Here is an 8,683-nt window from a genome sequence, read left to right on the forward strand (position 1 = left end):
CCCCGAGGGGGCTGGCCTTGCTTGGGGCGGCCCGGCGCGGCGGCCTTACCGTGCTGACCCGCCAACTGGGCCAGGTCGATTACCTGCCCACCTGGCAGGCCATGCAGGCCTTCACGGCCGGCCGCAGCCGAGAAAATACAAGCCAAAACGGCCTTCAGCCCAATAACGATGGGCGCGACCAGCTATGGATTTGTGAGCATCCGCCGGTCTACACGCAGGGGCTGGCCGGCAAACCTGACCATGTGCTGAACCCAGGCAGCATTCCGGTGGTGCAAACCGATCGCGGCGGACAGGTGACTTACCACGGCCCCGGGCAGGTGGTGGCGTATCCGCTGATCGACCTGAAACGCGCCGGCTACTACGTCAAGGAATACGTTTACCGCATCGAGGAATCCGTGATCCGCACGCTGGCGCATTTCGGCGTGACCGGGCACCGCGTCGCGGGTTCGCCCGGCATCTATGTGCGCCTGGACGATCCGACCTCGCACGCTGCACTGACCGGCCCACAGAGCCCCATCGACCCTTTCCGCGGCCTGGGCAAGATTGCCGCGCTGGGCATCAAGGTCAGCCGCCATTGCACCTACCACGGCGTGGCGCTCAACGTCGCCATGGACCTGGAACCCTTCTCGCGCATCAACCCCTGTGGTTATGCCGGGCTGCAAACCACAGACCTTTCTACAATCGGGGTATCGGCCAGCTGGCAGGAGGCTGCGGACGTGCTGGGCCACAAGCTCGTCACCTACCTGGCCCCCTGACCCGACAGAAACACCTACACACCATGAGTACACCCGAAGCCCTCACCCCTGCCACCAACCCCGTGGTTCGCGATGTTCAAAGCCAGGAGGCCTACAACCCGCTGGCCAAGCAGAAGGCCGCGGCCAAGCTCTCGCGCATTCCGGTCAAGGTGGTGCAGGGCGAGATGCTCAAAAAGCCCGAGTGGATTCGCGTCAAGGCCGGCAGCCCGAGCACGCGCTTTTACGAGATCAAGCAGATCCTGCGCGAGAACAAGCTCAACACGGTGTGTGAGGAAGCCAGTTGCCCCAACATCGGCGAATGTTTCGGCAAGGGCACGGCCACCTTCATGATCATGGGAGACAAGTGCACGCGCCGCTGCCCCTTCTGCGACGTCGGCCACGGCCGGCCTGACCCGCTGGACGTGGACGAGCCGCTGAACCTGGCCAAAACCATTGCCGCGCTCAAGCTCAAATACGTGGTGATCACCAGTGTGGACCGCGACGACCTGCGCGATGGCGGCAGCCAGCATTTTGTGGACTGCATCTCGCGCATCCGCGAACTCTCGCCGAACACAACCATCGAAATTCTCGTGCCCGATTTCCGCGGCCGCGACGACCGCGCGCTCGACATCCTGAAAGCCGCGCCGCCAGACGTGATGAACCACAACCTGGAAACCGCGCCGCGCCTGTACAAGGAAGCGCGCCCCGGTTCGGACTACCAGTTCTCGCTGAATCTGCTGAAAAAATTCAAGGCCCTGCACCCCGACGTGCCGACCAAAAGCGGCATCATGGTCGGCCTGGGCGAAACCGATGAAGAAATTCTGCAGGTTATGCGCGACATGCGCGCGCACAACATCGACATGCTGACCATCGGCCAGTACCTCGCGCCCTCGACCAGCCACCTGCCGGTGCGCCGCTACGTGCACCCCGACACTTTCAAGATGTTCGAGCAGGAAGCCTACGAGATGGGTTTCACCCACGCTGCCGTCGGCGCCATGGTGCGTTCCAGCTACCACGCCGACCAGCAGGCCCACGCTGCCGGCGTGGCCGATACCCTCTGAAATCATGAACACGCCGCAGGGCTCGCTGTCGCTGCGCCATTACGGCGCCTCGCACGGCAGCCATGCGCATGCGCACTTCCAGGTGCTGCTGGGCCTGGACGGTGTGCTGGAGCTGGAGGTCCAGGGCCGGGGCCAGCGCATCAGCGCCGGCCAGGGCTGTTTGATTGCTCCCGGAGAACGCCACGACTTTGAAGCCCGCAGCGGCAGCCGCTGCCTGGTGCTGGACACCGCGCAATCTGGTTGGGCGCATTGTCCGGCCCAGCCCGCGCAGGCAGCTCAGGCCGTGGCGCTGGCCCACTACCTGGCGCAAGCCCTGCAACATCCTGACGGTCTGGCGCAGCATTACGGTCCGCTGCTCCTGCTTGATGCATGGCGCATACCCGGCCCCGCACCCAGACGTTACGAGCGCCCCATCAACTGGGACCAGCTCTCCGGCTGGACCCGCCAGCACCTGCACGAAGCCCTGAGCGTGGCGCAACTGGCGCAACAGGTGTTTCTGAGCCCCTCGCGATTTGCAGAACGTTGCCGGCGCGAGACCGGGCTCAGTGCCATGCAGTGGTTGCGCAGCCAGCGGCTGGCGCTCGCCGTCCAGTTGCGTGACGGCGGCATGAGCGTGGCCGAAACCGCACTGCGCTGCGGCTATCAGTCGCCCTCGGCACTGACGGCCGCCTTGCGCCGGCTGCGGCCCCACTGAAAACATCAACACCGTTGTTCTGCGACGGTTGACCCGGCGTGCGCGACGATGCCGCACGCGGCCGACGACTATGCTTTCGCCATGCCAGCCAATCTGTACGCCTTGGGCGCCATCGCCCTGTGGGCCAGCCTCGCCTCCCTCGGCGTGTCGCTGCGCCACGTTCCGCCTTTCCTGCTGACCGGCGTCGCCCTGCTGGTCGGCAGCCTGCTGGCATTGCCCTTTGTACTGAAGGACAGGCAGCAATGGCATATACCCGCCAGCACGCTGCTGCTGGGCGTGTATGGCCTGTTCGGTTTTCATTTCCTGCTGTTCATCGCGTTGCGCCATGCACCGCCGGTGGAGGCCAACCTGGTCAACTACCTCTGGCCGCTTTTCATGGTGGTGCTGGCGCCGCTGTTCCTCCGCGGCATCCACTTGCGCGCCGTGCATGTGGCCGCCGCCCTGCTCGGCTTTACCGGCGCAGCCATCGCCATCCTGGGCGCCAGCAACAGCGGTCAAAACGGCGGCTGGTCCTGGGCTTATCTGCCGGCGCTCGGCTCGGCCTTCATCTGGGCCAGCTACTCGCTGCTCACCAAACGCGTCGCACCGTTCCCCACCGCCGCCATCGGCCTGTTCGGCCTGGTTTCCGGCTTGCTCTCGCTGCTGTGCCACTGGGCACTGGAGCCGTCGGTGGTGTTGTCGGGTCGCGACGGGCTGCTGCTTGCCGTGATGGGGCTGGGCCCGCTGGGTATGGCGTTTTTCCTCTGGGACCGGGCGCTCAAGCTCGGCGATGCACGGCAGATCGGCATCCTGAGTTACCTCACACCGCTGGGCTCGACCGCGCTGCTGATGCTGGTCAGCGGCCGTGCGTTGACGTGGAGCATCGGCCTGGCGGCGACCATGATCATTGGCGCTGCCGTGCTCGGCACACGCGCTCCTAGATCTTGATGTTCTGCGCCCAGGCCAGCGCCGCCAGATGGGCGTGGTTCACGTCCTCGGCCTTCATGGACAAAGCCGCCGCAAAATCAGCAGTGCGGCCGTCTTCGCTCTCGCAGGCTTCCGCCAACGTCAGCACAGGGGCGTAGACACCCTCGCGCGCAAGCAATGCTTCGGCAACCGTTTCCGGCAATGTCAGCTGGCTCAACACCTCCTTGACGGGGATGCCCAGCAAGCGGTCGAGGAAGGAAAACATCCCCACCACAAACAGGTTTTCCGCTTCCCGGCGGGAAAGAAAACCCTGGCCCAGCAGTTCGGCAAAACGCCCGCGAATCATGGCCGCCTGCATCAGCGCTGGCGAAAAACCCGTGGCGTGCGTGCGCGTCAGCAACAGCAGAAGCCAGCGAAACAGGGGCGCATAACCCAGCATGGCCACGGCATGGCGCGGCGATTCGATCTCGACTTCCAGGCCAAAACCCGCGGAGTTGATATAACGAAGCAGCTTGTAGGAAAGCGTGACGTCGCTTTTCAGGACTTTCTCGACATGGCGTATGTCTGCATTGCCCTGCACCATGTGCATCAGCTGCAAAATCTGCTGCGCCTGCGGGCCCAGCTTGACCGGCTGCCTGATCTCGCGGGGCGCCCGGCAGATATCCGCAAAAATGCCGGAAACACCCGTGCCTGCACAGGCGGCGAGTTCCGGCCAGCCCGGCACCTTGTCCACCACCACCGCCAGAGGCGGCTGCCTTTGCCGGGCCAGGCTGATGATGGCAGCCCGCTGCGGGTGGTCAAAGGCAACCAGCACGTGGCTGAGCAGGGAAAGCAGCGCTTCGTTCGCCCGCGGTTCCAGAAAAACCGGGTCCGCATCCTGCAGGGCCAGACCCAGGCCCCGCTCACGCAGTGAGGCCAGCATGGCCCGGTTGCCCTCGTCCATCAGGTCGGCCTGCTTCAGGATCAGCACGGTGGCTTGGGGCAAGAGGGCGGCCAGTTCCTCCGCGAACCGGGCCACCGGGCTCACCTGCAGGAAAAAGCGGCCCGACCGGGTTTCACCGGCATGTTCTGGCAGCAGGGCCAGCAGCTGGTGCGAACTCGCCTCTTCGGAGAATTCGTTGTCCTGCGGGTTCTTTTGACAAGCCAGCTTGTAGCCGATGACGCGCTGCTCGGAGTCAAGCAGCGGTGCCCTGAAAAGATAACGGTTGTCGCTTGCCAAACTTTAAAGCCAGGTTGTGAGAACAGGGGCACCACGCCCTGAATCGACCGACTCAGGGGCGCATGCCAGAGGCCGGGAAAGCTCCCACCAGGGAGAGCCGTGTTGATCCAGTGACGTCGAAATTATCCTTCTGTTTGGTATTGTCAGAGTCAAAATTTCTGCCGGTTACACGTGAGTGCCATCACCGGGAACCTCAAAGCTTGATATTCTGCGCCCAGACCATGGCAGCCAGGTGCGCCTGATTGATGCGCTCCGCCTCCATGGACAAGGCATCGGCCAGCGCCGCCGTGTTGCCATCCTCGCGTTCGCAGGACTCTGCCAGTGCGAGGAAAGGCCCATACACACCGTCGCGCGAACGCAGGGCCTGCGCCACGGCCTCCGGCAGCACCACCTGGCGGAATACTTCGTCCATCGAAATTCCCAGCAACTGGTCCATCAGCGAAAACGTGCCGACGATGAACAGGCTGTCGGCTTCGCTTTTGGGAAGCAGCCCCTGTCCAAGAAGCTCGATAAAACGCCCGCGAATAATGGCGGCCTGCAGCAGGGCAGGACAGAACCCGGACTTGCTGGTTGTAGCCAGCAACAGGGAAAGCCAGCGAAACAGCGGCTTGTAGCCCAGCATCGTCACCGCCTGCCGCACCGAGGCGATCTGGCCATCCAGGCCGAACCTGGCGGAGTTCATGTGATGGAGCAGTTTTTCCGAAATGCTCGCATCCTGGTTCAGGATTTTCTCCAGATGATGGATGTCGGCATTGTCCTGAACCAGCTGCATCAGCTGGAGGATCAGTATGGCCTGCGAGCTTGGTTTTTCTGCCGGGTTCGGTACGCGCGGCGTCTGGCAGAAATTCCCGAACAGGCCGCTCAGGCCCATGAGGGCACAGGCATCAAACTCGCGCCAGCCCGGAAACTGGTCCACCACCACCGACAAAGGAAACTTCCTGGTTTTGGCGTACCGGGCGATCGCCGCCAGCTCCGGATGGCCGGCGCCAATCCGGACGTGGGTGAGCAGGGGAACCAGTGTTTCGTCGGCTTCCAGGCCAGCCAGGTCCGCATCGCGCAGCGCCAGGCCAAAGCCGCGTTTGCGCAAGGCGGTGGCCAGCATCACATGGTCTTCCTCCACCAGGTCGGCGCGGTTCAGCACCAGCACCGTGCTGGCGGGTGTCAGGACATTGAGCGCAGCGGCGCCATACACGGCAGGGCTCGCATCGAGAAACAGGAAGCCCAGCTTCGCGCTAGCCACGTGTTCGGCCACAAAAGCCAGCAGCTGGCGCAATTCGGCATCGCTGCTGCCTTCGCCATTTTTTTGCCATACGAGCTTGTAGCCGGTGACCTTCTGCTTCGGATCAAGCAGCGGCGCCCGCACAAGGTAATTATTTTCAGCCATTCAGGTGTCACGCCAGTTTTGGGTAAAAGATGTCTCCGCCTTTCATCAGCAAGACCGATGGCAGACTCTCTCGGGACACTGTAAGGAAAAAGCGTGACCGCCGATTCTTCAAGAAAGCCGGGATTCCTCCCTCTGCTTGGTGAATTCAGCCGCGCCGGGACGGAAATGAATCTAGTCCGCCAGCAACAACCGTACGCTCAGGCCCGGCTCGGCACGGCGCACCTCCAGGCGGCTACCGTGCGCCTGCGCCACCAGCTGGCACAAATACATGCCCAGCCCCACGCCGCCAGTTGCACGCTGGCGCGCGCTGTCGGTGCGGTAAAAAGGCTCGGTCAAGTGCGCCAGCTGCGCGGCGTCAACGCCGGGGCCGAAGTCGCGCACCTCCAGCAGCACACCACCGTCCTGACGGGTCAGGGCGATGCGCGGCGGCTGGCCGGCCTCTTCGCTGTAACGCAGTGCGTTGTCGAGCAGGTTGCGCACCAGCAGGCGAATGCGCATGCGGTCCAGCGCCAGCGCGGGCAGGTCCACAGGCAGCTCCAGCGTCACCGTTGCGGCGTCGGGCATGTCGGCCACCACCTCGCGCACCAGCGCTGCCAGGTCCACCGGTTCGCGGTGCAGCGTGGCATGCGGGCTGGCCAGGCGCTCGCTTTCCAGCAGATCGCTGATGAGGTCGCGCATCTCGCCCAGGTCGCGCAGCAGCGCGGCACGCTCGCGTTCACCCGGGCCATTGCCGTCCGCACTGACGGGCAGCAGCTCGGCGTTCAGGCGCGCGCGCGTCAGCGGCGAGCGCAGCTCGTGGCTCAGCGCCAGCAGCAGGCCGCGCTTGGCATCCAGCATGCCCTTGATGTCCTGCGCCATGGTGTTGATGCGCTGCGCCAGGTCGCCCAGTTCGTCGCGGCGGCGCAGCGGAATCGCCTCGGCAAAGTCGCCGCGGCCAAAACGCTCGGCACCGGCGCCAATGTCATCCAGCGGCCGGAGCAGGCGCCGCACATACATATAGGAAGCGGCAATCAGCGCCAGCAGCAGCGCCAGCGTGAGCCAGCCAAAAATGCCGTGCGGCCCGCGCTGCCAGGGCACGGTGCCCAGGCCAAAACTCACGCGGTGGCCGTCGGCGGTGCTGCGGCTGAGCCAGTCACCCACACGGCCATCGCCCGCACGTTCGCGAAACCCAAAGCGCTCTGGATGCGACTGCCAGTTCACCTGCGGCCCCTCGATACGGATGGCAATCGGCAGCCGCGTCACCAGCGCCTCGGCCTTGGCCACATCCGGCGGAGTGCCCAGCTCGGCCACCACCCGGTCCACGTAGTCGGCCACCAGCGGTTTGGCGGCGTCGCGCCAGCCGGTGGAAAACGCGCGCTGCATGCCGCCCATGAAAATCGCCGTCATGACCAGCGCCAGCAACAGAAACATGGTGACCAGCCGCAGCTTCAGCGAGTGGCGCCAGCGCCGCCGCCAGCGGCCCGAGGCAAGCACACGTTTGTCTTTTTTTCTCATGGCGCTTCGGCCTTGCCCACGGCCAGCGTGTAGCCCGCATTGCGCAGCGTCTTGATGCAATCCAGCGGCTCCAGCTTCTTGCGCAGCCGGCTCACCACGATGTCCACCGCACGCGTGTAGAGCTCAGCCTCATGTCCGCGCAGCCGGTTCAGGATGTCATCGCGGCTGAACACCCTGCCGGGCTCGGCCGCCAGCAGCGCGAGCAATTCGAACTCGGTGCCGGTAAGTTCCACGGGCTGCCCCTGGCGCAGCACCTCGCGCGTTTCCAGGTTGATGGCCAGATCCTGGAACACACGCTGCTGGTCGCGCGCCGCTGCGGGCACCGCGCGCTGGCGCCGCAAGATGGTCTGCACACGCGCCACCAGTTCGCGCGGCTCGAAAGGCTTGGGCAGGTAGTCGTCGGCGCCAAGTTCCAGGCCCACGACGCGGTCCATCACGTCGCCGCGTGCGGTCAGCATCACGATGGGGATGTCGCTTTCCTTGCGTATCTCGCGGCACAGCGCAAAACCGTCCATCTCGGGCAGCATGACGTCGAGGATGGCCGCGTCGTAGGCGGTGGCGCGAAGCATCGCCAGCCCCTGGCCCGGGCGGGTCGCGCTGTCGAGCAGGAAGCCAAAACGTGCGAAATAAGTCGCCAGCGGTGCGGCCAGGTGTTCGTCGTCGTCAATCAGCAGGATACGGGGCATGGCGCCATCATAAGAAGGTTGTCCCGCTCACCAGGGATCGGCGCGCCCCACGCGGCCCAGATGGGTGTTGCCGAAACCCGTTGCGTACTTGAGTCCGTAGCCCAGCGCACGGTCCAGCCCGATATGTGCACACCAGACCAGCCCCGCGGCCAGCGCCAGCGGCATCGCTGCCAACACACCCAGGGCCAGCAGGCCCAGCGCGCCGGCGTAAGAGTGCGCGGCGTTGTAGACCATGGCACCCGTGCGCGGCCCCGCCAGGTAGGCCAGGAAAGACAGGTCAGGCAGCAGGAACAGCCAGGCGAAAAATGTCCAGCCCGCACCAAACTGCGCATACGCCGCTGCAGCCATCACCAGCACAGCCAGCCCTTCCAGGCGAAGCAGAAGCCGCACACCACCGCCCGCACTGCCCGGGGACAAGGTGCGCGGCGCAGCGCGCCTCACCTCAGGCGACTGCGCCAGGCGGGCCAGCCGCCCGCCCACCAGGCCAAAGCTCAGCGCCTTAGCC

9 protein-coding genes are annotated in these 8,683 nt (G+C 65.0%); 4 read left to right on the forward strand and 5 right to left on the reverse strand.

Annotated features, from left to right (window positions below; genetic code table 11):
• Positions 1 to 101 precede the first annotated feature (101 nt).
• The 4 genes from lipB (at position 102) to WA904_RS12125 (ending at position 3,416) form a co-directional block, all read left to right on the forward strand.
• Positions 102 to 755 (forward strand): lipoyl(octanoyl) transferase LipB, encoded by a 654-nt coding sequence (lipB, locus tag WA904_RS12110; protein ID WP_425197378.1) that lies wholly within the window; start codon positions 102 to 104, stop codon positions 753 to 755.
• A gap of 23 nt (positions 756 to 778) precedes the next feature.
• Positions 779 to 1,795 (forward strand): lipoyl synthase, encoded by a 1,017-nt coding sequence (gene lipA / locus WA904_RS12115; protein WP_425197371.1) that lies wholly within the window; start codon positions 779 to 781, stop codon positions 1,793 to 1,795.
• A 4-nt stretch (positions 1,796 to 1,799) separates the two neighbouring features.
• Positions 1,800 to 2,489 (forward strand): AraC family transcriptional regulator, encoded by a 690-nt coding sequence (locus WA904_RS12120; RefSeq protein WP_425197372.1) that lies wholly within the window; start codon positions 1,800 to 1,802, stop codon positions 2,487 to 2,489.
• A gap of 81 nt (positions 2,490 to 2,570) precedes the next feature.
• Positions 2,571 to 3,416, forward strand: coding sequence for a DMT family transporter (locus WA904_RS12125; protein WP_425197373.1), 846 nt, complete (start codon positions 2,571 to 2,573; stop codon positions 3,414 to 3,416).
• Here the strand turns inward: WA904_RS12125 and WA904_RS12130 are convergent.
• From WA904_RS12130 to WA904_RS12150, 5 genes are all read right to left on the reverse strand, one after another.
• On the reverse strand, positions 3,406 to 4,614 hold the full coding sequence (locus WA904_RS12130; protein ID WP_425197374.1) for an EAL and HDOD domain-containing protein: 1,209 nt from the start codon (positions 4,612 to 4,614) through the stop codon (positions 3,406 to 3,408). The two genes, WA904_RS12125 and WA904_RS12130, sit on opposite strands and share 11 nt — an antisense overlap.
• Positions 4,615 to 4,807: 193 nt before the next feature.
• Entirely contained in the window at positions 4,808 to 5,998 is a 1,191-nt protein-coding gene (locus WA904_RS12135; RefSeq protein ID WP_425197375.1) for an EAL and HDOD domain-containing protein, read from the reverse strand.
• Positions 5,999 to 6,169: 171 nt separating this feature from the next.
• Positions 6,170 to 7,492 (reverse strand): ATP-binding protein, encoded by a 1,323-nt coding sequence (locus tag WA904_RS12140; protein ID WP_425197376.1) that lies wholly within the window; start codon positions 7,490 to 7,492, stop codon positions 6,170 to 6,172.
• Complete coding sequence (locus WA904_RS12145) at positions 7,489 to 8,178, reverse strand: response regulator transcription factor (RefSeq protein ID WP_425197377.1); 690 nt, start codon at positions 8,176 to 8,178, stop codon at positions 7,489 to 7,491. The genes WA904_RS12140 and WA904_RS12145 overlap by 4 nt, the downstream gene beginning before the upstream one ends.
• Before the next feature lie 27 nt (positions 8,179 to 8,205).
• Positions 8,206 to 8,658 (reverse strand): DUF4260 domain-containing protein, encoded by a 453-nt coding sequence (locus tag WA904_RS12150; protein ID WP_425197379.1) that lies wholly within the window; start codon positions 8,656 to 8,658, stop codon positions 8,206 to 8,208.
• Between the last annotated feature and the right edge of the window lie 25 nt (positions 8,659 to 8,683).

Origin of the sequence: Polaromonas sp. (genome assembly GCF_049790275.1) — a bacterium.
Taxonomy (GTDB): Bacteria; Pseudomonadota; Gammaproteobacteria; order Burkholderiales; family Burkholderiaceae_C; genus Polaromonas.